Below are 23,816 nucleotides of genomic sequence, written 5' to 3'. Positions count from 1 at the left end.
CGAACGTTCACCTTGACCACCGGTACCGGTTCCGGTTGAGCATGGATGCCATGAGCATCGAGTCACCTCTGGTCAGATCCCGCGGACTCGTGAAGCGGTACGGCGACCGGGTAGCCGTGGCCGGTATCGACCTCGATGTCGCCCGAGGCGAGGCCGTCGGGATCCTCGGACCCAACGGTGCCGGCAAGTCGTCCACCATGCGCATGATCGGCTGCGTCACCGACGTCACTGAGGGCGAGCTGAGTGTCCTCGGGCTCGATCCGCGCCGCGACGGACCGGCGATCCGGGAACGTCTGGGGGTCTGTCCGCAGGAGGACAGCCTCGACATGGACCTGTCGGCTCGTGACAATCTCGTCACGTACGCGCGCTACTTCGGCTACCCGCGATCGGTGGCCCGTGAGCGGGCGGACGCGCAGCTCGAATTCATGCAGCTCGCCGACCGGGCCGACAGCCGGATGGACCAGCTCTCCGGCGGCATGCGTCGCCGACTGGCGATCGCCCGCGCGTTGGTCAACGACCCCGAACTGCTGATGCTCGACGAGCCGACAAGTGGTCTGGATCCGCAGGCCCGGCACCTGCTGTGGGAGCGGCTGTTCAGGCTGCGGCGACGCGGCGTGACGCTGCTGCTGACGACCCACTACCTCGATGAGGCGGAGCAGCTGTGCGACCGGGTGGTGGTCATCGACGAGGGACGCATCGTGGCCGAAGGCCCACCAGCGGCCCTGGTCGCGGAGCATGCCCCACGGGAGGTGGTCGAGCTGCGCTTCGACAGCGACGACCTCGACGCCCACGCCGACAAGCTGGACCAGGTCGGCCACCGGATCGAGGTGCTGCCCGACCGCATCCTGCTCTACGTCGACGACGGCGACGCCGCCGTGCCGGCCGTCTACGCCCGTGGGGTGTCCCCGACCGGGGTGCTGGTCCGTCGGGCCAGCCTTGAGGACGTCTTCCTCAAGTTGACCGGCCGCACTCTGGTGGAGGCGTAGATGGCGACAACCGCCGTGGTCCGCAGCCGAGCGGTGTTCGAGTACCACCTCGCGTGCTACCGGCAGACCTGGCGCGGCACGCTTGCCAGTTCCTTTCTCACTCCGGTGCTCTTCCTGCTGGGGCTCGGCGTCGTCCTCGGCGGGTACGTCGACCGCACGCCGGTGCTCGGCCTGCCGTACGCCGAGTTCGTCGCGCCCGGTCTGCTGGCCCACACCGCGATGCAGGTGGCCATGATGGACTCGGCCACCCCGGTGATGAACAACTTCCGGTGGCAGCGGATGTACCACGTCATCGCCGCCGCTCCGCCCGGACCATCCGACCTGGTGCTGGGCCACCTGGTGTACGCGGCGCTGCGGGTGCTCGCCGCGACTGTGGCGTTTCTCGTGGTGATGGTGGTGTTCGGCACCGTCTCGTCCTGGGGCGCGTTGCTGGCCCCGCTGGTCGGGCTGCTGGTCGGCCTGGCGACAGCCGCGCCGATGTGCGCGTTCTCCGCCACCGCCGAGGATCCGGGCGTGATGGCCATGGTCAACCGGTTCGTGCTGCTGCCCATGATGCTGTTCGCGGGGATCTTCTTTCCGGTCGGCGAGATACCCGGGGTGTTGCAGCCGTTGATCTTCGCGACGCCGCTGTGGCACGGAGTCGAGCTGGCCCGGGCCGCGACAGCGGCCGCCGGCACCGCCTGGCCGGTGCCGGTGCACGTGGGCTATCTGCTGCTCTGGGCGGTCGGCGGGTTCCTGCTGGCCCGGCGCCAGTTCGCCGAACGCTTGGGGGCGTGATGCTGTCGACAGCGATCCTGGCCCGGTCCGCCGCGGTGACCGGGCGCAATGTCCGGGTGCTGCGTACGAAGCAGGGCTACTGGCTCCTGGTGGCCTCGGCGTTCGTCGAGCCGCTGCTCTACTTCGTGGCGCTCGGGTGGGGGGTCGGTTCCCTCGTGGCGACAGTGCCGCTCGGTGACCGCTCCGTCTCCTACCTGACGTTCATCGCCCCGGCGATGCTCGCCGCGTCGGCGATGAACGGCGCGGTCGCCGAGGCGACCACGAACTTCTTCACCAAGGCCAAGTACGCGCGACTCTACGAGGCGGCCCTCAACACGCCGCTACGGCCGGTGGAGGTCGCCTGGGGCGAGCTGGGGTGGGCGACCGTCCGGGGCACTCTCTACAGCGTGGCGTTCCTGGTCGTGATGACCGCCCTCGGGGTGACCACACCGCTGCGGGCCCTGGTGGCGCTGCCGGCCGCGCTGCTGGTCGGCGTGACCTTCGGTGCCGTCGGGCTCGCCCTGGCCACCTACATGAAGAGCTGGCAGCACTTCGACTACGTGACGCTGGCCCAGATCGCGCTGTTGCTCTTCTCCGGCGCGTACGTGCCGGTGAGCACCTATCCGAAGGTGTTCGAGGTCGTGGTCGCGTGCACCCCGCTCTACCATGGCATCGAACTCCTGCGCGGCGTCACCGTCGGCTCCGTGGGTTTGTCGACAGCGCTCAGCGTCCTCTATCTGCTCGTGCTCGCGCTGGTGGCGGTCGGCGTGGCCGGCCGCCGGACGGCTCAGTTGCTCCGGCGCTGAGCCGCGGCGAAGTCAACCGCGGTAAGGAGAGAAGAATGTCCTCGACAGTCATCCACGTGCTGGCCTACCACGACGCACCGAAGGCGATCGACTGGTTGGTGGAGGCGTTCGGCTTCGAACGACGCCTGGTGATCGACGCCGGTCCGGGCAAGGTGGCGCACGCCGAGCTGACCTACGGCCCCGGCATGTTGATGATCGATTCCACCACCGACGAGGCCGCACCACTCGACGCCGACCAGAACAGGCCGGGCGGGGTCTATGTGATCGTCGACGACGTCGACGCGCACGCGGCGCGGGCGTCGGCAGCCGGCGCACGCATCGTCGACGAGCCGGCCGACCAGCCGCACGGTGGTCGGGCCTACTCGTGCGCCGACATTGAGGGCTACGTGTGGGGGTTCGGTTCCTACGACCCCTGGAAGGTCTGACGGCTCAGGCCATCAGCCGGTAGAGGCGGTGGAAGCGGTCCGGGACCGGCACGACCACGGCAGCGGCGTAGCCGGCCCGGGCCGCCATCGCCCGTACGTCGTTGGGACGCAGCACCGTGCCGTGCCCACCGCCGTCGGCCAACCTGGCCGCCGGCAGGCAGTGCAGCACACTCGTCGCGTACTGGAACTGCTCCACGTCGTCGCCCGGCGCGGTGAAGACCGTGGCCACCTTCGCGTCCATCACCAGCACAGTGCCGCCGTCAGCACTCAGCTCACGGCAGGCGGCCAGCACCCCCACCGGGTCGGTCAGCTCGTGCAGCGCGTCGAAGAGGCAGACCAGGTCGTACCCCTGCGCGTCGGCCCGGCCGGCGGCGTCGCCGACAGTGAAGCGCACCCGGTCGGCGACGCCGGCTTGGGTGGCGTTCTCGCCGGCCAGGGCGATCGCACTGTCGTTGATGTCGATCCCCACCACGCGTAGCCCGGGGTAGGCCCGGGCGAGGGCGATGCTCGACCAGCCGACCCCGCAGGCCACGTCGGCCACCCGCCGGCCCGGCTCGGAAAGCCGCGCGTGCAGGTCGGGGAGGTACGTCTCGATCCAGCCGGCCAGCTGGTGCCGGTAGAGGGCGCGGTTGGCGCCGGAGTGGCCGTGCAGCCAGTCGTCGCCGAAGACCTCGTCGGCGACCCGGGCACCGGTGCGGTAGGCGTCGAGCAGGTGGGGCAGCGCCGTGGCGATACCGCCAACCGGCAGCACGGCCAGCGCCGCCATGGACGCCGGGTCGTCCGACTCGGTGAGCACCGTGGCGTGGGCTGCCGGTAGCGCGTACCGCCGGTCCTCGGGGTCGTCACCGGAAGCTGCGGATGCGACCAGAATGCCCGCTGTGGCCTGCTGCTCCAGCCACTCCCGGGCGTAGCGCGTGTCGACCCGCGCGGCCGAGGCCAACTGCCCGGGGGTACGGGGCTCACCGTCGCGCAGGGCGTCGTACAGCCCTAGCCGGACACCGAGATAGACGGTGAACATCTCCTGGGTGGCGAGCATCGTGCGGAACAGCCGCAGCGAGAACGTCAGGGTGCGGGGATCGGGTTGCGTCATCACGGCCTCACGGAATCCCGGACTAGGGTGTCCACCGTGCACCAGCGCCGTCGATACGACCAGGGTAGCGAGGTGGACGATGACCTACCGGCCCGTCACTGTCGATGTCCCGCGGGGCTCGGGCGGCGTGGACTGGGTACGACACCGGCGTCCGGAACTGCTGGCACTGCTGCACACCGGCGGAGCGCTGTGGTTGCGCGGACTGCCGCTGCGCGACGCCGCCGACGTGGCTGCGGCACGCGCCGCGCTCGTCGATGTCCCGGCCGGATCGCACGAGCCGTTCGCGCCGCGTCCCGCCCGTGGCGACGGCATCCACTGCGAGTTCCAGTGGCCGCCCGACCGGGAGCTGTGCCCGCAGCACGAGCAGAGCTACCGGCTCACAGTTCCCCGGGTGGTGCTGCTCGCCTGTCTGCGCCCCGCCGACTCCGGTGGGCAGACGGTGCTGGCCGACGCCCGCCGGGTGCTCGCCCGGATCCCGGCCGAGGTCCGGCACCGGCTGCGTACCCACGGCTGGCTGCTGACGCGCACGTTCCGGGAGCGGATCGGGGTCAGCTGGCGGGAGGCGTTCGGCGTCGACACGCCAGCGGAACTGACCGCCGCGCTACGCCGGGAACTCATCACCCACCGCTGGCTCGACGACACGACCCTGCGGACCGTACGGCGACGGACCGCCGTCGTGCATCACCCCGACACCGGTGAGCAGTGCTGGTTCAACCACGCGGGGTTCCTCAACGAGTGGGGGCTCGACCCGATCGAGCGACGGGTGATGCGCCAGGCGTTCGGGGAGGACCTGGCGTTCAACACCCGGGCCGGTGACGGGTCGCCGCTCACCGCCGACGAGGTCGCCGGCATCGAAGCCGCCTACGCCGAGGTCTCCGTCGACGTACCGCTGGCCGCCGGTGACGTGCTCGTGCTCGACAACATCCTCATCGCGCACGGCCGGCGCGCCTACCGGGGACCCCGGGACGTGGTGTGTGCCTGGGGTGAACCTGTGGACATCGCCGACTGCCGGCCCACCACAGTGGTGTCATCGGCGATGGTCTGCTTCGATACCGAGTGACCAGGGCGGCGAGACGACTCGAGGTGCAGACGTGACCCTCCCCGTGCCCAATCCCTCCCAGAACCTGCGGCGACTCGCCGAGATCGCGGCCGAGTTGCCGGAGTCCGAATGCGTCGTCGTCGAGGGCTGGGGCGGCGAGCCCACCTTCCGGGTACGGGGCAAGGTGTTCGTGTTCGTGTCGCCGCCGGGCACCACGATCTGCGTCAAGCTGCCGCGCGACGAGGCGGAGGCGGTGGTCGCGAGCGACGAGTCAGTGGTGCCGATGCGCTTCGGCCTCGGCCGGCACGGCTGGATCCAGGCGAGCGTGCGTGCCGACGAGGACGACGAGAGGCGCTGGCAGGAACTCACCGAGTGGGTGCGGATCTCCTACACCCTTGTCGCTCCCAAGAGCCTGGCCAGGCGCGTCGACGACACGCCGCCCCGGTGACGGCATGTCGGTAGCCCAGTTCACCGCCGAATCGCCCTACGTGCGCCGGGCCCGGCGGGACGCACCCAGCCACCGGCTGTTCTGCCTGCCGTTCGCCGGTGCCGGCGCGTCGGCCTACCGGGACTGGCCGGATGCCCTACCCGCCCACATCGAGGTCGTGGCGATCCAGCTACCGGGGCGCGAGGACCGGCTCCGGGACCGGCCGTTCACCCGGATCGAGCCGCTGGCGCGGGCGGTCGCCCAGGTCGTGCGCCCCTACCTCGACCTGCCGGCGGTGTTCTTCGGGCACAGCAGCGGCGGGCTGCTCGCGTACGAGGTGATGCGGGTGCTCGCCGGTCGGTTGCCGGCCGACGGTCCGGACCTGCGCCTCATCGTCTCCGGCTGCCCGCACCCGCGCCGTCGGTCACTCGGCCGTCCGGTGGCCGACCTGCCCGAGGACGAACTGGTGGCGGAGATCGCCGCGCTCAACGGCACCGCCGTCGAGGTCGTCGACAACCCGCAGTTGCTCGCTCTCGTGGTGCCGGCGCTGCGCGCCGACGCGGCGATGGCCGAGTCGTACCGGTTCCGGGCCGGTACGCCGTTGCCGTGGCCGGTCACCGTGTTCGGCGGCGAGTCGGACCCGCACGTCGACCCGGCAGACCTGGCGGGCTGGGACGACTACACGAGCGCGCCCTCGCAGGTGCGGCTCTTTCCCGGGGGCCACTTCTTCCTGAACGAATCCGCCGCGGCGGTGCACGCCGCTATCGCATCGGAGTTGACGTGAGCGAATCGCCGTCCGAGCCGGAGTCGGTGACCGTCGACGAGGTCGCCGCCGAGATCGTGTGCCCCGTGCTGGGCGTGCCGAGCGTCGCGCCGGACGAGGACTTCTTCGACCATGACGCCACAAGCCTGCACCTGGTGCGGATGGCGGCCGACGCGTACCAGCGCTACGGGGTGGAGCTGCCACTTCCCGAACTGTTCGACGAGCCGACCGCGCGCGGCCTGTGCCGGCTGATCCGCGAAGAGCTCGGAGCGGCTGCCGGGGCGCCGTGATGAGCCTCGCCATCTACTGGTTCATCCCCGCCCACGGCGATGGCCGCGACGTGGCCAAGTCGGCGGCCGGCGAGACACTGACCCGGCCGCCGCGACGGGACCCGAACGTGGCCTATCTGGCCCAGGTGGCTCGGGCTGCCGACGGGCTGGGGTTCACTGGTGCGTTGGTGCCGTTCGGCATGTTCTGCGAGGACCCCTGGCTGGTCAGCGCCGCACTGGCCGCACAGACGGCCCGGCTGCGGTTCATGCTGGCGCTGCGGACCGGGCTGATCTCGCCGCCGCTTGTCGCCCAGATGGCCGCGACCCTGCAACGGATCAGCGGCGGCCGGCTGCTGTTCAACGTGGTGACCGGCGGGGACCACGACGAGCAGCGGCGCTACGGCGACGCGCTGCCACACGACGAGCGCTACGCGCGGACGGCCGAGCTGCTCGAGGTGCTCGACCGCGCGTGGGCCGGGGACGAGTTCGACTTCCGGGGCGAGCACTACCAGGTCGACAGGGGTCGGGTGGTGCGTCCATACCCGCTGCGTACCCCCGTCTTTGTCGGCGGTTCCTCGCCGGCCGCGCAGGCGGTGGCCGCCCGTTACGCCGACGTCTACCTGGTCTGGGGAGAGTCACCAGCCGGCCTGGCCGAGCTGATCGGCGCGGCCCGTCGGCTCGCCGAGGAACACGGCCGCGCGCTGGCCTTCGGCACCCGCTACCACGTCATCGCCCGGGACACCGCCGCCGAGGCGTGGCAGGTCGCGCGGGAACTGCTCGACGGGATGGAGCCGAGCCGGATCAGGGAGGCGCAGGCCCGGTTCCGGCGCTCGGAGTCGGTGGGCCAACGCCGGATGAGCGCGTTGACCGAGGGCGCTGCGGGTCTCGAGACCTACCCCAACATCTGGGCCGGCTACGGCCTGGTCCGGCCGGGGGCCGGCGCGGCGCTTGTCGGCAGCCACGACGAGGTCGCCGACCGGATCGCCGAACTGCACGGGATGGGCATCGACCATCTGATCCTGTCGGGGCAGCCGCACCTGGAAGAGGTCTACCGGTTCGGCGAGGGAGTCCTGCCCCGGCTGCGGACCCGTGGCCTGCTCGCCGAGCTGGAGCCCGCGCGATGACCGCCGTCCGCGCCGAGGTGACCACCGCCGCGTCCACCACGGTGGCGTCGCCATTCCGGCTGGCGGTGTTGGTGGGCAGCGCCCGGCCAGGATCGCGTACCCGTGCGGTGGCCCTCTCGCTCGCCGCCGCGATCCGCGCGGGCCTGACGCCGGCGAACGCCGGTGCGCTCGACGAGCGTGACGTCATCGACCTGTCCGAGCTGCTGCCCGTGCTCGGTGTCCACGTCCCCGGGGTCGACCCGACCGCCGCCGACCCGGTCACCCGGGCGCTCGCCCGCACCCGGGCCCCGGAGCTATTGGTCGTCGCCAGTCCCACGCTCAAGGGCAGCTACTCCGGAGTCCTCAAGCACTTCCTCGACCTGTTGCCCCGGACCGGGCTCGCCGGCACGGTCGCGGTCCCGATGATGACGGCCGCCAGCGCCGAGCACCGCTTCGCCGTCGACCTGCACCTGCGGGCGCTGCTCGTCGAACTGGGTGCCCGGGTGCCGACCCGGGGCCTGTCCGTGCTGGAACGTGACTTCGAAAGCCTCCACACCCACCTGGAGCGGTGGCTGACCGAGAACCTGCCGACATTGTCGGCAGTGCTCACCGCGCCGCGCTGACGCAGCATCGGGGCCCACCGCTCTGGAGTGCGTCAGACGTCCCGGTCGGTGACCGTGGCGACCAGGGCGGCCTTGTCGATTTTGCCCACCCCGGTGCGGGGCAGCCCGGTGACGACGACCAGGCGATCCGGCAACTTGTAGTCGGCGACCCCGCGTCCGGTGAGCCAGTCACGTAGCTCCGCGAGCGTCGGCGGCTCACCGGCGGCCACCACGACAGCGCAGGTCTTCTCGCCTAGAACGGCGTCGGCGACTCCGATCACCGCCGCCTCCCGCACCTGCCCGTGGGTCAACAGGTGCCCCTCGACCTCCTCGGGCGGCACCTTCTCGCCGCCCCGATTGACCACGTCCTTGATGCGCCCCAGCACCACCAGCCGGCCGTTCTCGTCGAGGCGGACCCGGTCACCGGTGCGCAGGAACCCGTCGGTGGTGAACGCGCGGACGTTGTAGTCGGCGGCCCGGTAGTAGCCACGCAGCACTGTTGGCCCGCGGGCGAGCAACTCGCCGCTCGTGCCGGGGGGTACCGGGCGGTCCTCGTCGTCGACCACGAGGATCTCGTCACCGGCGGACAGCGGAAGACCCTCGGTGCCGGTACGCACCTCTAGCGGTTCGTCACGCCGGGTGAAGACCAGCAGCCCCTCGGCCATGCCGAACCACCTGGTGATCGTGCAGCCGAGCGCCGCCTCGGCCCGCTGGGCGACGGCCGGGGCCAGTGGCGCGCCACCCACCTCGATGGTCACCGCCGACAGGTCGGCGCGGAAGATCCCGGCCAGGTCGGCCCAGAGTGGGAGGTACGCGGGCATGAGCGTGGTCAGGGTGACCTGTTCCCGGGCGACAAGCGGGAACACCTCGTCGGGGCTGGGGCTCGACGCCAGCACGACCCGCCCGCCGGCGCGCAGCGCACCGAGCAGGCCCGGGCAGCCGAGGGCCGCGTTGTGGCTCACCGGCAGGGCGGCCAGGTAGACGCCGTCCGCGTCGAAGCCCATCTCGGCCGCCGTCGCACGGATCTGGAAGTCGTAGTCGCGGTGAGTACGCGGGATCAGCTTCGGTGTCCCGGTAGTGCCTCCGGAGAGCAGGAAGAAGGCCACCTCGGCCGGGTCGACCTCGGCCGGTACCGGTGGACCGTCCACAACCGACAGCGGCGTGAACTCCCCGGCGTCATCGTCGGCGATCAGGACATGACGCAGGCCGGGCACCTCCCGCCGTACCTCGGCGGCGAGCTGCCGGTGGTCGAAGCCGGCCGCCGTCCCGGTGGTCAGGTAGGCGACGGCGTCGGTGTGCGCGCAGAGGTAGGTGATCTCGCTGCGGCGGTGGGCCGGCAACGCGAACACCGGAAGGGCGCCGAGCCGGAACGCGGCGATGGCGACCGCCGCGAACTCCGGGACGTTCGGCAGTTGCACCACGATCCGGTCGCCGCGCCGGATGCCCAGCCGGTACAGGCCACCCGCCAGGCGGTCGGCCCACGCGTCCAGGTGGGCGTAGCTGACCGTCCGGGAACCACAGACCAGCGCCACTCGGTCGCCGTCGGTGGCGGCCACCTCGCGGAGCAGGCTGGCCAGCGTCTCATCACCCCAGTAGCCCGATCGTCGGTAGCGCTCGACCGCCTCCGGCGGCCACGGCTCACAGCCTTCCAGCACCCTGCACCCCCTCCGCCGGTTGCCGGGCGTCGGTCGACAGCACCCAGGTGAGAGCGTCGGGCAGGTGGTCCTGCCAGGTGGCGAAGGTGTGGCCGCCGGGCCCGGCGACGTAACGGGCCGGGTTGCCGGCGGCGGTAAGTTCGTCGGCCAGCCGCACGCTCCAGGCGCGGATGCGCGGATCGTCACCTTCGGCCGCGTACACGTGGAACCGGGTGCCGTGGGCGGCGTCCGCCCGGCGCAACAGCCAGCCGGGCTCCTCCCCGGGCGGTGACCACCACAGTGGACCGGACAGGGCCACCACGCCGTCGACGGTCAGCGGGTGCCGCAGGGCGGCGGTGACGGCGGCGACGGCACCGAGGCTGGCGCCGGCCGCGACGACCCGTACCCGATCCGGATCGAGCCCGAGCCATTCGCAGGCCAGCGGCACCGCCTCGGCCACCAGCGCGTCGACGAACCCGACCCCCTCCGACAGCTCGGCCTGGCGGGTCGACCAGTCCGGGTGGGAGACGAACAGTGCCGGAGTCGGCGGTATCCGGCCGCTGTGGATGAGGTCGTCGAGGACACCCGGTGCCCGCATCACGTCGACGAAGTCCGACCCGTCCGGGGCGACAAGCAGGGTGTCGGTGTCCGACGGCGTGAAGCCGGCCGGCACGTACAGGTCGACCCGCCGGTTGCTGCCCAGCAGCTCGCTGTGCCACCGCCGTTGGTGGACGACGCCTGCGGGCCGGTCACCGGCGTGTCGCAGGCGGTCCAGCGCGGCGGCGTACCGGGCCACCGACGGGTGGTCGAAGAGCAGCCGTAGCGGCACCTCCCACCCCAGGTCGGCGCGGAGCCGGTCGGTGGCGTGCACGACGAGCAGCGAGTGGCCGCCAGCGGCGAAGAAGTCGTCGTGGACCCCGATCCGCCGGCCGAGTACCGCCGACCACACGTCCGCCACCTCGCCCTCCAGCGAGGTACGGGGTGGGCCGGAGTCCGGTGCCGCCTCGATCCGTGGCTCGGGGAGGGCGTCCCGGTCGAGCTTGCCGTGAATCGACAGCGGCAGCGCAGGCACCGTCTCCACCACAGCTGGCACCGCGTACGGCGGCAGCAGGTCGGCGAGGTGCCTGCGGATCTCCTCCGGCTCCGTGGCGGCGGTCCCCTCCTCCGGCACGTAGTAGCCGACGAGGACCGGTCCGGTCTCCGCGCGGTGCACCTTCGCGGCGGCGAACCGCACGCTCGGGTGTGCCCGTATCGCGTGCTCGATCTCCTCCAACTCGATCCGGTACCCCCGGATCTTCACCTGGGTGTCCGCCCGCCCGCCGAACTCCATCACCCCGTCCGGGCGTTGCCGGCCCAGGTCACCGGTGCGGTACATGCGGGAGCCGGGCGGGCCGAAGGGATCGGGCAGGAAACGGTCGGCAGTCAGGTCGGGCCGGCCCAGGTAGCCGCGCGCGACGCCCGCGCCGCCGATGAAGATCTCGCCCCGGGTACCACGGGGAACCGGACGGAACCGGGAGTCCAGGACGTACCAGTGGACGTTGGCGACCGGCCGGCCGATCGGCACCGGCCCGGTCAGCTCCCGGTCGTCGAGGTCGTCGCCGGTGAGGACGGAGGCGATCACCGAGGTCTCGGTCGGGCCGTAGACGGGCATGAGCCGCCGTGGTGGCTGGCCGCAGTGCAGGGTGTTGAAACTCGACGTGGCGATGACGTCGCCGCCGGAGACGATCCGGCGCAGCGGGGCCAGCTCCGCCACGCCCCTGTCGATAGCCAGATCCAGCAGGGGCGGGACGAGGAAGACGACTGTCACCTGGTACCTGCGGACCAGGGTGCCGAGGTCGTCGGCGAGCACGTCGACAGGCGCGCTGACGGTGGCCGCACCAGCGCACAACGGTGCCAGCAGCTCCAGCGTCGCGACGTCGAATGTGTGCGGCGCGAGCTGGAGCATCCGGTCGCCCGGTTCCAGGGCGAGCCAGTGCCGGGACCCGTGGAAGAAGTTGGCGAGGGCACCGTGCGGTACGGCCACCCCCTTCGGCGTACCTGTCGAACCGGACGTGAACAGCACGTTGGCCAGGTCGTCCGGGCCCAGCTCGACAGCGGGTGGCGTGGCCGGCTGACCGGCCATGGCCGGGTCGTCGGGGTGGTAGTCCCGGACCGGCACCGGACCGGTGGCGAGCTGGGTGCCGAGATCATCGGCGACCAGCAGCACCGGACGGGCCTGATCGAGCGCGTGCTGAATCCGGCGCGGCGGATGCGTGGGGTCCAGCGGAAGATACGCGGCACCCGCCTTGAGGATGCCCAGCAGCACGACGACCCGGTCGGCGTCGCGCCGCCGGCACACGGCGACCACGTCGCCCCGGCGGATCCCCGTCGCGCACAGGTGCCGGGCGTAACGGTTGGCCCGCGTGACCAGCTCGGCGTACGAGAGGTGACCGGACTCGTCGACGACGGCCACCGCGTCGGGCCGCCGTGCCGCCTGATCATCGATCATGGCAACCGGCGAGTGGAACGGGACGGGCTCGGTCGGCCCGGCGGACAGCCGTGGCTCCGGCCGCTCCGCTGGACGAACGTCGGACAGGGGCTTGTCGGGTTGGTGGACGACCGTGGCGGCGAGCGCACCCAGCCGATCGAGCAGCGCCCGCATGTCGGCGGTGTCGTAGCTGGCCGACCGGAAGATGACGACGAGCGCGAAGGTGTCGTCGAGCAGGGTGGCGTGCACCTCCACCCCGAACCGGGGCCCCACCGCCATCGGCGGCTCGTCGCCGGGTCGGTCGAGAGCCGCCGCCAACTCGTCGCCGGAGTGCGCGGTGTACACCAGCAGGACGTCGGAGAGCGGGTTGCGGCCCCCGTCGGACTGCCCGCCCATCGCCGGGACGACCAGCTCGTAGGGGGTGTCCTGGTGCTGCTGGGCGGTCATCGTCTCGGCGCGCATCCGGCGCAGCAGCGTGCGGAACGACGGGTCGTCGGTCGCGTCCGCCCGCAGCATCACCGTGTTGGTGAGCAGACCGACCAGGTCGGTCATCTCGGCCAGCAACCGGCCGGTCAGACTCGACCCGAAGACCACGTCACCGCCGGTGGTGTAGGGCGCCAGGCAAGCTGCCAGGAGGCTGGCGACTGTCGCGTACGGGCTTACCTGTTCGGCGGCGGCCAGCCGGAGCAGGCCGGCGGTGACCTCGGGCTCCCACCGGGCCGTCACCATCCCCGCCGGTGCCGAGGGCCGCCCGGACGCCCGCCGGGTACCTGTCGGCAGCTCCAGCGGCGGGGCGCCGGCCAACCGTTCCCGCCAGTACCGCAGCTTCTGGTCGAGCACCTCACCGGTCAGCTGACGCCGCTGCCAGTGCGCGACGTCGGCCATCTGCGCCGCCGGTTCGGGCAGGACCTCGCTTTCGTACGCGGCCCGCAGCTCGCGGGTCAGCACGGCCCGCGACCACGCGTCGACAGCGATGTGGTGGCAGACCAGCAGCACGGTGCAGGCGGCCCGGTCGACCACCACGATGCCGCGCAGCACCTCGCCCCGGGTCAGGTCGAAGGGTTCGGTGTAGACGGCGGCGAACAGCTCGGCCGTCCGTCGTCGCGCCGCGTCGTCGGCCAGGCCGCGCAGGTCGTGCCAGACCAGTTCGGGAGGGTACGGGGCGATGACGACCTGGTACGGGATACCGTCCGGGGCCGCCTCGTACCGGGTGCGCAACGACTCGTGGCGGCGGATCAGCGTCGCCACGGCGTTCTCCACCCGGTCGCGGTCGGCGTCGGTGGCCAGCCGTACGCTCATCGGCACGTTGAACGCGTGCCGCGCCTCGCCCATCCGGTCGAGGATCCACAGCGCCTCCTGCCCGTGCGTCAGCGGCGCCGGGGCGTCCCGGTCGGCGTCCGGCCGGCGCAGCGGTGCCGGCCCGTCGTCGCGGTCGGCCAGATGGCGGGCCAGATCACGCACGGTCGGGAAGTCGAAGAGCGACGCCAGCGGCAGCGCGATCCCGGTGGCGTCCTGGACACCGCGCAGCACCGGCAGGGCCAGCAGGGAGTGGCCACCGATGTCGAAGAAGCTGTCGGTGCCGGTGAAGGTGTCGGTGCCGAGTACCTGCCGCCAGACGTCGGTGACCAGGCGCTCGTAGCCGGCGACCCGTTCCGGATCGGGCGATGCGTCGGCCCGGCCCAGACGGACCAGCAGGGCGCTGTGATCAGGTTGGTCCGGCAGGTCCGGCGTGACCTCGGCGTGCTCGGGCAGCGCGGCCCCGCCCACCTCGCGGGCGGCCCCGGCCAGCACACCGGTGAGTTGCTCGGGCGCGGTGTCGATGAAGGCGGCGAGCCGGGTGCGGCCGCCGGAGCGGTGGCTCAGCACCGCCGCTCGGCGTACCCGTGGGTCGGCCGTCAGCACCCGCTCGACCGCAGCGGGGTCGACAGGGGTGCCGCCGACCGTAACCCGGCGATCCCGACGGTCGAACCAGCGCAGGTTGCCCTCGGTGTCGACGAAAGCCAGGTCGCCGGTGTCGAACAGGCGTCCGCCCGGCGGTCCGAACGGGTCGGGCCGGTACCGCTCGGCGGTCAGGGCCGCCCGCCCGTGGTATCCGGCCGTGACACCTGTGCCTCCGATGTGGAGCCGACCCACCATGCCCGGTGGCACCTGGCGCATCCGCTCGTCCAGCACATAGGCCGTCGCGCCGTCGACCGGGGCACCGATCGTCCGCGGTTCGCCGGCCGGGCCGGTGTGCGCGGCGGCGACCCCTGTCGTCTCGGCGCGGCCGTGGGTACGCCGGACCGGCCGGGGTGCCGGCAGTTCGGCGAGCGCCACCGGGTCACCGGCGACCACGACGGCGTCCACCGGATCCAACGCGTGTGGGTCGGCGTCGAGGACGTCGGCCAACTGCTCGGCGGTCAGCAGCACTGTCGACGGGGCGTGCCGGGACACCTCGCCCACCACGTCGGCGCCGTCGGGCAGGACGCAGGTCCCGCCGGCCCGCAGCACAGCCCAGAGGGCCAGCGGAAATCCGTCCAGCAGCAGCACCGGCTCGTCCGGCCCCAGGTCGAGGCCGGCCGACACGCCCGCGAGGTTGCGATGGCTGACCAGCACCGGACCGTCCGGGGTGTGCTGGAGGACCGCGACGTCCTGAGGCATCGGCGGGTCGTCGACCGGATCGGCGTCAGCCGGGACCACGTCTCCGGCGTGGAACGTGACCCCGGGCGTCGGCGGATCACCCGGCTCGATGAGCGTGTAGGCCGCGCCGCAGCGCAGCACGGCGAGCGCGTCGACGACCGCCTCGGGGCGAACCGGTCCGGACACCGCGACGATGTCGCCACGGCCGACGCCGGCCCGCCGCAATCCGGCGGCCTTCCGGGCCGCTGCGTGCAGGAGGTCGGCGTAACTGAGCGAATCGGTGCCGGTGGCGACCGCGTCGGTGTCGGGGCGTTGCCGCGCGTGCTCTTCGATGGCCGCGAGCAGCGCGACCGCCTGGGCGGGCGGCGGAGCGGCGGGCGGCGGAGCGGCGGGCGGCGGAGCGGCGGGCGGCGGAGCGGCGGGCGGCGGAGCGGTGGGCGGTGTGGCGGCGGGTCCACCGGTCAGCGGCAGGTCGAACAGCGCGGTGTCCGGGTCCCGGGCCACCTGTCGAGCCAACAGCACCAAGTGGTCACGCAGCCGTTCGATGGTCGGCGCGGCGAACAGGTCGGACCGGTAGATCAGGAGGCAGGAGAGCCTACCGTCGACCACCGCGGTCTCCGCGTCGAGGTCGAAGTGACTGGCCACGACGGCGGCCGTCTCCTGAGGTTCGAGCCGGATCGCCGCGTCGTCGTCGGCTGCCGCGCCGGTGAACTCCTGGTGCGCGATCACCACGTTGAACACCGGCTGCCGGTGCAGGTCGCGCCGGGGCGCGAGGTCGGCGACGACATGGTGGAACGGGGCGTCCGCGTGCCGCATCGCCTGGAGCACCTTGGTGCGTACCCGCCCCAGCAGGTCCCGGAACGACGGGTCGTCGGTCAGGTCGACCCGCAGGGCGACGGTGTTGACGAAGTTGCCCACCACGTCGGTCAGCGCGGCCATGGTGCGCCCGGCCATCGCCGTGCCCAGGAGCAGGTCGCGTTCGGACGTCCAACGGGCCAGCAGCGCGGCGACAAGCGCGGTGGTGGCGACGAACCCGGTCGCCCGGGCCGATCGCGCCACGGCGAGCAGGTCGGCGGTGACGTCGGCAGGCAGCGTCATGGTGGCCACGGCCGCCGTCGCGGTCGTCATCGGACCGGCCGCGAAGTCGGTCGGCAGGACCAACGGGGTCGAGGTCGCGAGTTCCTCCCGCCAGTAGGCCACCTCGGCGGCGAGCGTCTCGCCCCGCAGCCAGCCGCGCTGCCAGGCGGCGAAGTCGGCGTAGGTCACCGCTAGCGGGGGCAGCTCGGCTCCGGCGTGCAGCGCGGCGAGGTCGCGCGCGATCAGCCGCACCGACCAGCCGTCGGCGACGATGTGCGGGATGGCCAGGCACACGCGGTGTCCACCACCGGGCGCGAGCGCGCCGACCCCGCGTACCAGGCGACCGCTCGTCAGATCGAAGGGCTCGCGCATGATCTCGGCGACCAGCTCGTGCCACAGGTCGTCGTCGGCCGTCTCGTGCCAGCGCAACTCCGGCGGGTAGCCGGGGCCGGTCCGGAGGGTCGGCGCGCCGTTGCCTTCGGACTGGAACCGTAGCCGCAGCGCGTCGTGCCGGCCCACGAGTGCGGTGAGAGCCGCCTCGAAGCTCGTCCTGCTGACCTCGGGGGCCAGCCGCAGCGACAACGGGACGGTGTAGGCGGTGTTTGCCGCGTCGAGCTGCTGGAGGAACCAGAGCCCCTCCTGCGAGTACGCCAGCGGGGCGCTCTCTGTCGCCGGGTCGGCCGGTAGCAGCGGCGGTTTCCGCGTCATCGCACACCCTTCGGATAGTGGTGGACCCCGGCACCGAAGTAGCGCTCCCGCTGGGTACCTTCGGCCGGGTCGTAGGCGGTACGGAACATCCCGCGACGCTGCAACTCCGGCACCAGCAGGTCGCAGATGTCGTCGATCGCGACCGAGGGGGGACAGGGCACCAGGTTGAACCCGTCGACGTCGGCGATCTCCAGCCACTGCTCCATCCGGTCGGCCACCTCCTCGGCCGTGCCGAACAGCATCATCGGCGCGTCACGGCGGGCCCGGCGGGGCCGGGAGGCGATGTAGCGGATGTCCCCGACGGTCCACTCCCGGTCCGGGCTCAACCGGCGCAGGAAGTCGAGGAACGAGTGACTGGCCTGCCCCCGGATATCGCTGACCGGGGCGTCGTCGGGGTAGGCGGCGATGTCGAAGTCCATCCAGCCACACCACTTGGCCAGCTGCCCCTCGCCGCTCCACAACTGGGAGTAGAGCCGGGCCCGGGCGCGAGCCTGGTCGCGGTCGGCGCCGACCATCGTCATCGAGCCCTGCAACGCCTTGATCGACTGTGGATCACGGCCGGCGCGGGCCGCCGCCTCGCGCAGCTCGGCGACCTTCTTCGCACCGGTCTCCGGGTCGGCCAGAGTGAGGAACACGACCTCCGCGTGGCGGGCCGCGAAGTCGATGCCGCGGGCGGACGCGCCGGCCTGGAACAGCAGCGGTGTCCGCTGCGGTGACGGTTCGCACTGGTGCGGGCCTCGGACGGCGAACCACTTCCCGGCGTGGCCGATCTCGTGCACCCGGTCCGGGTCGGTGAACGTGTCGCTGGCCGCGTCCCGGACGACCGCGTCGTCCTCCCAGCTGTCCTCCCACAGTGCCCGCACGACCTCGACGTACTCGTCGGCCCGGTCGTAGCGCACGTCGTGGTCGAGGAACTCGCCCATCCCGTTCTCGGCCGCCGACCGCAGGTAGGAGGTGACCATGTTCCAGCCGACCCGGCCACCGGTCAGGTGGTCCAGTGACGAGAACAGCCGGGCTGCGTGGTAGGGCTGGTGGTACGTGGTGGAGTAGGTGACCGCGAAGCCAAGGTGCTCGGTCACCGCGGCCATCGCCGGCAGCAGCAGCGTCGGATCGATCATCGGCACCTGCACGCCGTGCCGCACGGCCGGCGCCCAGGAGCCCTGGTAGACGTCGTAGAGACCGAAGACGTCGGCGAAGAACAACGTGTCGACGCAGGCGGCTTCCAACCGCTGGGCGAGCGCGGTCCAGTGGGCGAGGCGCTTGTAACCCTCCGCGCTGCGGTCCTGCGGATCCCGCCACATGCCCTTGAACTGTGGTGAGGGCGAGCACTGGGTGAACACGGCGAGATGCATGCGTGTTGTCCCCTCGTCGGGCCGAAGATCGAGCGAAGTCTACGGTCGAGACCCGGATGAGACACCGGTGTGCGAGGTGCGGCCGACCGCACTGGGCAGGTGCGACGGTTAGCATCCGGGCTGTGGCCGTCCTCGATCCACCGCTCGATCGAATTCCCACCAGCGCCGTCCTGATCGGCGGGGAACACCTCCCGCCGGCAGCCGGCGACATCCACAGACATCACTATGCGGCCACCGGCCGACCCACAGTGGACGTGGTCCTCGGCGGTGCTGCCGAGATGTCGGCGGCGGCCGCGGCCGCCCGCTCGGCCCTGCCGCGCTGGTGGGCGACGCCGCCCGCCGGCCGGCGTGACGCGCTGCTGCGGCTGGCCGACCTGATCGCCGGGGACGCCGAGACGCTCACCGGGCTACAGGTGCTGGAGATCGGCCTGCCGCGTCAGTTCGCCGCCGCCACGCCCCAGGTGGCGGCCGAATTCCTACGCTACAACGCCGGCTGGGTAGACAAACTCGGCGGCGAGGTGGCGGCCGGCGCGACAAGCCACGGCTGGAGCCACACCCTCGACGAGCCGTACGGCGTGGTGGCCGCTCTGCTGCCCTACAACGGCGCGGTGGCCATGCTCGGGCAGGTGCTCGGGCCGGTGCTGGCGGCCGGCAACGCGGTGGTGGTGAAGCCGTCCGAGCTGGCCCCGTTCACCGCGGTGCGGATCGGCGAGCTGTGCCAGCAGGCCGGCCTGCCGACCGGCCTGGTCAACGTGGTCACCTCCGACGCCGCCGGGGGAGAGGCACTTGTGCGTACCCCAGGTGTCGACAAGGTCCATTTGACCGGCGGCGTCTCGACCGCCCGCCGGATCCTGGCCGCCACCGCCGACCGGCTGACCCCGGCCAGCCTCGAACTCGGCGGCAGCTCAGCCCACCTGATCTTCGCCGACGCCGATCTGCGGGCGGCCGCCCGGCAGGCGCTGGCCGGCGCGGTCATCCTCAACGGGCAGGCCTGTGCGCGGGGCAGCCGGATCCTGGTCGAGGACGCCGTCTACGACCGGGTCCTCGACCTGGTCCTGGCCCGGCTGTCGCAACTGGTGGTCGGCGACCCGCAGCGCCCGGGCACGGTGCTCGGCCCGCTGGTGTCCCGGGCGGCCGCCGACCGGATCGTCGGGGTCGTCGACCGGGCGCGCCGTGACCCGGCCGCGGGCACCCTGGTCGCCGGCGGTGAGCGCCCGGACGGTGACCTGGCCGGCGGATTCTTCGTCACGCCCACCGTCTTCTCCGGCGTCGAACCGACAGCCGAGCTGGCGCAGGAGGAGGTGCTGGGGCCGGTACTCGCGTTCTCCCGGTTCTCCGCCGAGGACGAGGCGGTCACCCTGGCCAACGGCACCCGCTACGGGCTGGCGGCCTACCTGCACACCACCGACCTGCGTCGGGCGCACCGCCTGGTCCGGGCGCTGGACGCCGGGGCGGTGTGGGTGAACGGCTTTCCGGGGCTCTCCCCGGCCACGCCGTTCGGGGGGACCGGGCACAGCGGATACGGCCGGCTCGGCGGCCGGGCCGGCGTCGAGGAGTTCCGGCGCCCGAAGACCGTCTGGTTCGGCCGCTAGCGAGCAGTGACCGCGAGCGGAACCTGGTGGTGTCCGCGCAGGTTGAAATGCGGGCGGAGCACCGGTTCGCCGGCCGGTTCGAGCGAGTCGACTCGACTGGCCAGCCGATCGAGGACCACGGCGCCCAGGGCCCGCGCCAGCACCGTACCCAGACAGGTGTGCGGGCCCCCGCCGAAGCTCAGGTGCGGGTTGGGCCGGCGGGTCAGGTCGAGGCGGTCCGGGTCGGCGAAGCTCCGTGGGTCACGGTTGGCCGACGCGAGCAGCAGCAGTACCGCACGGTCCTTGCGGATCGTCCGGTCGGCGATCCGCACCGGTGCCGACGTGAGGCGGGCGACCCACTGGATCGGCGCGTCGTAGCGCAGCACCTCCTCGACCGCGTTGGCCGCGAGGCCCGGTCGGCCACTGAGCTGCTGCCAGGCATGCTGCTGCCCGGCCAGTGCCGCGCAGCCACCGGCGACCAGATGGATCGTGGTCTCGAAGCCGGCGAAGAGCAGGAACACCGCGTTGTCGACGATCTCGTCGTCGGAGAGCGCGGTGCCCTGGTGGCGTACCCGGGTGAGACGGGAGAGCAGGTCGTCGCCGGGGGCGCGACGTCGGGCGGCCACCAGATCGGCCACGTAGTCGCGTAGCCAACCGATCGTCTCGCGTTGCGCGGCGAGCCCGCCCTGGGCGACGTACGGGATGAGGATGAACGCGCGGCCGACGTCGACCGCGCGGCTGACGATGTCGGGCCGGTCGGCGACAGGTGCGCTGAGCAGCTCGCACGCGACAGCGGTCTGGAGCGGGAGGGCCAGATCGGTCATCGCGTCGAACCCGCCGCGATCCACGGCGTCGTCGAGGAACCGGTCCATCCACCCGGTGACCTCGGCGGTGATGGCCCGTACGGCGGCCGGGTTGAGGGCCTGGGCCATCAGCCGGCGGACGCGAGCGTGGTCCTCGCCGGGCAGCCGGGGCACGATGCGGGTGAGCGCGGTATCCGCCCGGCCGCCGGCCACCGAGTAGGCCAGCCGCAGCAGGTTGGACTCGCCGGTGGCGGCGAAGCCGTGGCCGAGTCGTGGGTCGCGTAACAGGCCGGCCACCTCCGTCCATCGCGGCACCACCCAGGTGCCGGGGCCGCCACGGCACACGGCACCCTGTTCGCGCAGGCGGGCGTAGGTCGGATACGGATCGACGAGCAGCGCCGGATCCAGCGGGTCGAACCTGGCCGGGGGAACGGGCACCTTGGCCTCCAGATGAGTTCGCTGATCGAGGCCGGTCCACGCTGGGAGGACCGAGCCGCCTCACAACCCGCCGTCGTCAGGTGTCTCGCCGACAAGCGCCGCCCCGAGCGTGGCGAACGACTGGCGACCGGCCACGAAGTGCTGGGCGGCGGTCCGCATGTCACGAAGCCGGCGCTGGAGCGGGCAGGAGTCGTAGACGGCGGTGCCACCGGCGAGCCGGTAGGCCGTGTCGACGACGGCCGTCGCCTCGGCGATGAGATGGGCGGCGGTGGCCCGGGCCCGGGCTCGACCGCGTGGGGTCGCGGCGTCGGTCCGGTCCTCGGCGGTCCGGGCGGTGTCGAGCAGGACTGTCCGGGCCGCCCGGCAGCGAACGTCCGCCTCGCCCAGTTGGTCATGCAGGTGCGGCGACCGCGACAGCGGGAGTCGGCTCAGCGCCGGGCGTTTGCCACCGACGACCAGCTTGATCAGCTCGGCGGTGGCGCCCTCGGCGATGCCCAGCGCGACGGCGGCGATGATGAGACTGGAAGCGGCGACCCGATCGGCGATCATTTCGGCCGCCGGGTCGGCCTGCGCCCCGGTGAAGCCACGGTGCCCTGGGCAGATCGCCCGGGCGACAGTGACGTCGTGGCTGCCGGTGCCGCGCAGACCGAGTGCCTGCCAGGAGGACTCGATCGTGACGTCGGCCGCGGGGAGCACGACCATCCGGCTCAGCATCCCGCCGTCCGGCCCACGGGCCAGGCTCCGGCCGTCCTGGACGGCGCAGTTGAGATAGAACCAGGACGCGTGCTGGCAGCCGGAGACGAACGGCCAACGACCGCTGACCCGCCATCCGTCAGCCGTCTGCGCGGCACGCCCCTTGATCGCCACCGCGCCGGCCGCGACGACGTCGGGCCCGCCCGCGTAGACCTCCGCAGTCGTCCCGTCACCGGCACAACCGATGATGAGCTGCGACAACGCTACCTGACCGACCACCCAGCCGACCGCCGGATCGGTACGGGCCAGGGCGGCGAGCACCGGCAGTACGGTGCTCATGGGCAGTTCGTCGCCCCCGTACCGGGCCGGCACGACCATCCGGAACAGCCCGGCCGTGCGGAGGGCGGTCACGGTGCCGGCCGGCAGCTGGGCTGTGTGTTCGGCCTCGTCGGCACCGGCGGCGACCGCGTCGACCACGGTGTCGACGCGGTCGAGGGCATCGGTCCGCACGCCGGATCAGGCCCGGTCCGTCACCGGGGTCGAGGGGGCGCCGTCTCGCTCCGCGACCCGCTCCAGCACGGTCTCGACGACCAGGCCGACGGTGGTGATCCGCCTGGCGGTCTGTTCGTCGATCGGCTCCAGGTCGAACTCGTCCTCCAGGGCGAAGGCCAGTTCGAGCAGGGCCAGTGAGTGGTATCCGAGGTCCTCGACCAGTCGGGTGTCGGGTCCGAGGTCGTCATTGGGCGCGGGGGCCAGATCGCGCACGATCGCCGTGATCTGGTCGGCCGTCACGGTCGGTTGGCTCATCACTGCTCCTCGGTCTGGGTGGGGAATGGTGGTGGTGCTCCGGTTCGGGCGAGTTGGCTGATCGCGTCCCGGACGGGATCGTCGGGCCGCCGTCCGAGCCGGTCCGCGAGGTAGCCGAAGTCGCGGACGAAGGCCCGCGCTGTCGGGTCGTCGAAGATCCGGTCGGTGTAGCGGAGCTGGGTCACCAGCGCCTCGCCGATCGGCACCACGAGCAGTTCGAGGTCGAAGCGGGCGTTGCGGGTCTGCGGCTCCAGGTCGGCCAGGTGGGCGCCGCGCATGTCGCCGCGGGTCGTGCCGGGGTCGAGCATCTGGAAGACCACCTGATCGGCGCGGCCACCGGGTGACCGCACGATCCCCGGCGGCAGCATGTGGAAGGGCAGGTCCTGGTGCGGGAGGGCCCGGATCGTGGTGCCCCGGACCCGCCGGACGAGTGCGGTGAAGGCTTCGTCGCCGTCCAGCTGACTGCGCAGCGCCACCTGGTTGACGAAGAAGCCGAGGGTGTGTGCCACCTCGGACCGCGCGCGGTTGGCGAACAGCGAGGTCACGGTGAGGTCCACCTGACCGGTTCGCTGGTGCAGCAGGGTGTAGAAGACCGCCAGCAGGACGGCGAACAGGCTCGTCCGGTGTGCCCGGGCGAGGGCGCGCAGGGACCGGACGACCGGCTCAGAGAGGTGTACCCGGGCCGATCCGGAACTGACCGGCTCCGGGTTCCGGACCGGCAGCATCGGCAGGCTGGCACCGTCGAGGGTGTCCCGCCAGAACGCGTCGAGCCGGCGGCGGCTCTCGCCGGCGAGCCGTTCCCGCTGCCACTGCGCCCAGGTCGCGTACTGCCAGGTGACGTCGGGCAGCTCGGGTGGCGAGTTGCTCGCGAGAGCCTCGTAGATCGTGCGCAAGTCGCGCAGGACCAGACCGTTCGACGAGTGGTCGGTGATCAGGTGGTGCATGCTCAGGCAGAAGACCGCCCTACCGGGCAGGCGGTACAGCGTCGTGCGGACCGGCCACTGTTCGACGGGCACCCGTTGGCGAAGGTCGGCGGCGAGAGCGTCGCGCAGGGCGTCGACCGGTTGCCGGACGCCGGTCAGGTCGACGACGTCGAGCTCCGGCTCGCGGCTCGGGCAGACCTGCTGGATCAACTGGCGGCGGCGCTCGACCAACCGGGTCCGCAGCGATTCGTGACGTTCGCCGAGCAGGTTCAGCGCGTCCCGGAGTCGACAGGCGTCCACCGTGTCGCGCTGTAACAGCACCTGCTGGGTGAGGCTCCGGTGGCCGCCCTGGTAGTGGTCCATCAACCAGAGGAGTCGTTGGCCCACCGAGGCCGGCGATTCACGCATGGCCGGAGCGTAGGTCGGCGTCGGCCGGGTCCGCACCGCTCGCGTGGCCG

At 72.4% G+C, this 23,816-nt stretch carries 19 protein-coding genes; 11 read left to right on the top strand and 8 right to left on the bottom strand.

The features are described 5' to 3' along the window. The first annotated feature begins 50 nt into the window (after positions 1–50). The 4 genes from Van01_RS10885 to Van01_RS10870 are packed head-to-tail and all read left to right on the top strand — an operon-like array spanning position 51 to position 2,973. Positions 51–986, top strand: coding sequence for an ABC transporter ATP-binding protein (locus tag Van01_RS10885; protein ID WP_204005290.1), 936 nt, complete (start codon positions 51–53; stop codon positions 984–986). Beyond that, entirely contained in the window at positions 987–1,763 is a 777-nt protein-coding gene (locus Van01_RS10880) for an ABC transporter permease (protein WP_204005288.1), read from the top strand. Beyond that, on the top strand, positions 1,763–2,548 hold the full coding sequence (locus Van01_RS10875; protein ID WP_204005333.1) for an ABC transporter permease: 786 nt from the start codon (positions 1,763–1,765) through the stop codon (positions 2,546–2,548). The genes Van01_RS10880 and Van01_RS10875 overlap by 1 nt, the downstream gene beginning before the upstream one ends. A 35-nt stretch (positions 2,549–2,583) precedes the next feature. After that, positions 2,584–2,973, top strand: coding sequence for a VOC family protein (locus Van01_RS10870; RefSeq protein ID WP_204005285.1), 390 nt, complete (start codon positions 2,584–2,586; stop codon positions 2,971–2,973). A 4-nt stretch (positions 2,974–2,977) separates the two neighbouring features. On the opposite strand, the gene Van01_RS10865 is transcribed toward Van01_RS10870, so the two are convergent. Further along, entirely contained in the window at positions 2,978–4,063 is a 1,086-nt protein-coding gene (locus Van01_RS10865) for a class I SAM-dependent methyltransferase (protein ID WP_204005283.1), read from the bottom strand. A 79-nt stretch (positions 4,064–4,142) separates the two neighbouring features. Here Van01_RS10865 and Van01_RS10860 point away from each other — a divergent pair, with 79 nt between their 5' ends. Genes Van01_RS10860 through Van01_RS10835 form a run of 6 tightly spaced genes read left to right on the top strand, consistent with a single transcriptional unit; the run spans position 4,143 to position 8,287 of the window. Beyond that, positions 4,143–5,123 carry a TauD/TfdA family dioxygenase gene (locus tag Van01_RS10860; protein WP_204005281.1) on the top strand — a complete coding sequence of 327 codons (981 nt, stop codon included), beginning with the start codon at positions 4,143–4,145 and terminating at the stop codon, positions 5,121–5,123. Positions 5,124–5,154: 31 nt separating this feature from the next. Further along, positions 5,155–5,550, top strand: coding sequence for an MmcQ/YjbR family DNA-binding protein (locus tag Van01_RS10855; RefSeq protein ID WP_204005272.1), 396 nt, complete (start codon positions 5,155–5,157; stop codon positions 5,548–5,550). Positions 5,551–5,554: 4 nt separating this feature from the next. Next, the gene (locus Van01_RS10850) at positions 5,555–6,313 is read left to right on the top strand and encodes a thioesterase II family protein (RefSeq protein WP_204005270.1); all 759 of its coding nucleotides are present in this window, start codon (positions 5,555–5,557) and stop codon (positions 6,311–6,313) included. After that, positions 6,310–6,582, top strand: a complete 273-nt coding sequence (locus tag Van01_RS10845) for an acyl carrier protein (protein ID WP_204005268.1) — start codon at positions 6,310–6,312, stop codon at positions 6,580–6,582. Before Van01_RS10850 ends, Van01_RS10845 begins: the two co-directional genes overlap by 4 nt. After that, positions 6,582–7,685 (top strand): LLM class flavin-dependent oxidoreductase, encoded by a 1,104-nt coding sequence (locus Van01_RS10840; RefSeq protein ID WP_204005266.1) that lies wholly within the window; start codon positions 6,582–6,584, stop codon positions 7,683–7,685. Before Van01_RS10845 ends, Van01_RS10840 begins: the two co-directional genes overlap by 1 nt. Next, a complete protein-coding gene (locus tag Van01_RS10835) occupies positions 7,682–8,287 on the top strand; it encodes an NADPH-dependent FMN reductase (RefSeq protein WP_204005257.1) in 606 nt (201 codons plus the stop codon). The genes Van01_RS10840 and Van01_RS10835 overlap by 4 nt, the downstream gene beginning before the upstream one ends. A gap of 32 nt (positions 8,288–8,319) precedes the next feature. On the opposite strand, the gene Van01_RS10830 is transcribed toward Van01_RS10835, so the two are convergent. Genes Van01_RS10830 through Van01_RS10820 form a run of 3 tightly spaced genes read right to left on the bottom strand, consistent with a single transcriptional unit; the run spans position 8,320 to position 18,123 of the window. Then, positions 8,320–9,921 carry a (2,3-dihydroxybenzoyl)adenylate synthase gene (locus Van01_RS10830; protein ID WP_204005254.1) on the bottom strand — a complete coding sequence of 534 codons (1,602 nt, stop codon included), beginning with the start codon at positions 9,919–9,921 and terminating at the stop codon, positions 8,320–8,322. After that, the gene (locus Van01_RS10825) at positions 9,905–16,771 is read right to left on the bottom strand and encodes a non-ribosomal peptide synthetase (protein WP_204005252.1); all 6,867 of its coding nucleotides are present in this window, start codon (positions 16,769–16,771) and stop codon (positions 9,905–9,907) included. Before Van01_RS10825 ends, Van01_RS10830 begins: the two co-directional genes overlap by 17 nt. Further along, entirely contained in the window at positions 16,768–18,123 is a 1,356-nt protein-coding gene (locus tag Van01_RS10820) for an LLM class flavin-dependent oxidoreductase (protein WP_204005250.1), read from the bottom strand. Before Van01_RS10820 ends, Van01_RS10825 begins: the two co-directional genes overlap by 4 nt. Before the next feature lie 122 nt (positions 18,124–18,245). Here Van01_RS10820 and Van01_RS10815 point away from each other — a divergent pair, with 122 nt between their 5' ends. Continuing rightward, on the top strand, positions 18,246–19,715 hold the full coding sequence (locus Van01_RS10815; protein ID WP_239098991.1) for an aldehyde dehydrogenase family protein: 1,470 nt from the start codon (positions 18,246–18,248) through the stop codon (positions 19,713–19,715). On the opposite strand, the gene Van01_RS10810 is transcribed toward Van01_RS10815, so the two are convergent. The 4 genes from Van01_RS10810 to Van01_RS10795 are packed head-to-tail and all read right to left on the bottom strand — an operon-like array spanning position 19,712 to position 23,766. Further along, on the bottom strand, positions 19,712–20,935 hold the full coding sequence (locus Van01_RS10810; RefSeq protein WP_204005246.1) for a cytochrome P450: 1,224 nt from the start codon (positions 20,933–20,935) through the stop codon (positions 19,712–19,714). The two genes, Van01_RS10815 and Van01_RS10810, sit on opposite strands and share 4 nt — an antisense overlap. Positions 20,936–20,995: 60 nt before the next feature. Further along, positions 20,996–22,138 (bottom strand): acyl-CoA dehydrogenase family protein, encoded by a 1,143-nt coding sequence (locus Van01_RS10805; protein WP_204005244.1) that lies wholly within the window; start codon positions 22,136–22,138, stop codon positions 20,996–20,998. Between the two features lie 6 nt (positions 22,139–22,144). Continuing rightward, entirely contained in the window at positions 22,145–22,435 is a 291-nt protein-coding gene (locus tag Van01_RS10800; RefSeq protein WP_204005242.1) for a phosphopantetheine-binding protein, read from the bottom strand. Continuing rightward, on the bottom strand, positions 22,435–23,766 hold the full coding sequence (locus tag Van01_RS10795) for a condensation domain-containing protein (protein ID WP_204005240.1): 1,332 nt from the start codon (positions 23,764–23,766) through the stop codon (positions 22,435–22,437). Before Van01_RS10795 ends, Van01_RS10800 begins: the two co-directional genes overlap by 1 nt. Positions 23,767–23,816 lie beyond the last annotated feature (50 nt).

This window comes from Micromonospora andamanensis (assembly GCF_016863495.1).
Lineage (GTDB): Bacteria > Actinomycetota > Actinomycetes > Mycobacteriales > Micromonosporaceae > Micromonospora > Micromonospora andamanensis.
This window is presented reverse-complemented; position numbering and strand designations above follow the sequence as displayed.

What these genes read in the sequence shown, in the direction of transcription:
- Van01_RS10885 (WP_204005290.1), top strand. Translation starts at nt 51, where the DNA reads ATGAGCATCGAGTCACCTCTGGTCAGATCCCGCGGACTCGTGAAGCGG.
- Van01_RS10880 (WP_204005288.1), top strand. Translation starts at nt 987, where the DNA reads ATGGCGACAACCGCCGTGGTCCGCAGCCGAGCGGTGTTCGAGTACCAC.
- Van01_RS10875 (WP_204005333.1), top strand. Translation starts at nt 1,763, where the DNA reads ATGCTGTCGACAGCGATCCTGGCCCGGTCCGCCGCGGTGACCGGGCGC.
- Van01_RS10870 (WP_204005285.1), top strand. Translation starts at nt 2,584, where the DNA reads ATGTCCTCGACAGTCATCCACGTGCTGGCCTACCACGACGCACCGAAG.
- Van01_RS10865 (WP_204005283.1), bottom strand. Translation starts at nt 4,063, where the DNA reads ATGACGCAACCCGATCCCCGCACCCTGACGTTCTCGCTGCGGCTGTTC.
- Van01_RS10860 (WP_204005281.1), top strand. Translation starts at nt 4,143, where the DNA reads ATGACCTACCGGCCCGTCACTGTCGATGTCCCGCGGGGCTCGGGCGGC.
- Van01_RS10850 (WP_204005270.1), top strand. Translation starts at nt 5,555, where the DNA reads ATGTCGGTAGCCCAGTTCACCGCCGAATCGCCCTACGTGCGCCGGGCC.
- Van01_RS10840 (WP_204005266.1), top strand. Translation starts at nt 6,582, where the DNA reads ATGAGCCTCGCCATCTACTGGTTCATCCCCGCCCACGGCGATGGCCGC.
- Van01_RS10835 (WP_204005257.1), top strand. Translation starts at nt 7,682, where the DNA reads ATGACCGCCGTCCGCGCCGAGGTGACCACCGCCGCGTCCACCACGGTG.
- Van01_RS10825 (WP_204005252.1), bottom strand. Translation starts at nt 16,771, where the DNA reads ATGACGCGGAAACCGCCGCTGCTACCGGCCGACCCGGCGACAGAGAGC.
- Van01_RS10820 (WP_204005250.1), bottom strand. Translation starts at nt 18,123, where the DNA reads ATGCATCTCGCCGTGTTCACCCAGTGCTCGCCCTCACCACAGTTCAAG.
- Van01_RS10800 (WP_204005242.1), bottom strand. Translation starts at nt 22,435, where the DNA reads ATGAGCCAACCGACCGTGACGGCCGACCAGATCACGGCGATCGTGCGC.
- Van01_RS10795 (WP_204005240.1), bottom strand. Translation starts at nt 23,766, where the DNA reads ATGCGTGAATCGCCGGCCTCGGTGGGCCAACGACTCCTCTGGTTGATG.